The sequence below is a fragment of the Moorena sp. SIO4A1 genome (genome assembly GCF_010672065.1).
In the GTDB taxonomy this organism is placed as follows: Bacteria; Cyanobacteriota; Cyanobacteriia; order Cyanobacteriales; family Coleofasciculaceae; genus Moorena.
On record NZ_JAAHHX010000538.1, the window covers coordinates 1 to 1,703 of the forward strand.

Here is a 1,703-nt window from a genome sequence, read left to right on the forward strand (position 1 = left end):
CTGTTGTACAGAGGAGTTTTAGCTTAGCTGCTCAGTAGATTAGTGGAAGTAGCTTGTAGGGTGGGCAAAAACCCTTTGGTTATGGGTGAGTATTCTAAGCATATGCGCGTAGCGCATATGCTTACTGAGTATTCACGATTAGATTACTTTGCCCACCCTACTGGAATTGGTATGTTTTTTTCTAATCATTACTGATTGACCTTACCATTATAAAATGGTAAGGTCAATCACTAGATCGTTAAAGTCGCGATCGCTTTTGTCACTGTCATTACCACTTAAATCTTCAAAGGCGAATGTGAATGTGTTGTCACTGCTATTTCCAAGTTGAAGGATGTGGCTCATGCCATCACTGTTAGCAGCTGTGAAAGCAAAGAATACCTCAGCATCACCATTTTGCACATCTTCCAATTCCCCATCCGTAATCAAGTAGGGAGCTAGGATAGAGCCACTGGGAAGAGTAACATCAAAATTCACCGTGGTCAAGTTTTCCTCTACCTTGAATTCAGCCACGCTGGCATCAATGGCAGCTTCTGCATAACCCTCTTGGCCAGGAGTAAGAGATTGACCCGTGATCGGATCAATTATCGTTCCCTGTTGATCAGCAATTACATAAAAGCCAATTAAATTGTCATACTTCGCCTCTCTAGTCACAGTTGCTGTAGCTTGTCCCGACAAGCCGGTTAAATCTAGCAGTCCATCAGAGGAGGGATTGTTATCGGAGCTGATCAAGAAAGCATTGTCTTGAATTGTAGTAATTTCGGTGTTGAGCTTGATAATGTCAGCAAACGTAACTTGCTTTATGGCTGCAATTTCCTCTTGGGTAAAGAAACCGCCATCCTCAATCGGTCTCTCGAACCAAAAGCGGTCAGCATCCCGTATCCGCTCGTATTGCTCCCATAGCATTGCTTGAATAGTTTCTCCGGCACTGGATGGAGCAACAGCATCTTCTGCAAACAGCCCAATCAATAAGTCGATATCTTCTACAGTGTGGTAGAGGTTTTCGAGAGTATTTGCCAACTCTGAATTTGAAGTAATTTCGGCAAAAGTGGTCACCCGTGGTAGACCGAGACTTGCTCGCACTTGGTTATAGTCAGCCAAGCCATGATCTCGTCCCCGTTGCTGATTAGCAGAGTAAAGGTCAAATCCGATCGCTCCTGGTACTAAAGCGTTGCGCAGGTCAAAAACTATATCAGTATCAACATCTTCAGTAATTGTTTGACTCGCACCGCGCAAGATATTATCTATATCGCTACTATCATTAATATTGGGTGAACCAAATGTTCTTAATAATTGCAAACTGGTGAGATTACCATCAGCATCAATAGTGTCTATACGGTTATTAGTTTGGGTATGACCAACACGAAGACCAGCAGCGGCGAATTCACTAGTGATTTCTGGGGTTTGATCAGAGTTATAGCTGCTGTAGTCAGTGATCACATCACCCACCATCTGGGGGAGCCACTCGTACAGGACAATAGTTTGATATTGAGCAATATTAATCTGGCGAGAGCGTTGATATATCTGCTCATCTGTCCAGTCAGGATGAAACCGATAAAGTTCTTGGGCAAGGCGGTTGTGGTTACGCATCCAGAGGGTATGCTGGGATGCCAAACTATCGTTCTCGTTAACCCGTGTATCCCCCGCTAGAAAACCCACATCCATAAAAGCGCCTTTACCACTGATCAGTTCTCCATCAGCACCTG

General features: G+C 44.1%; 1 protein-coding gene. It reads right to left on the reverse strand.

What is annotated here, in order from left to right; all coding sequences use genetic code 11:
* Positions 1-207: 207 nt before the first annotated feature.
* The coding region (locus F6K53_RS40350) for a peroxidase family protein (protein WP_293085749.1) at positions 208-1,703 on the reverse strand (1,496 nt) is incomplete at its 5' end.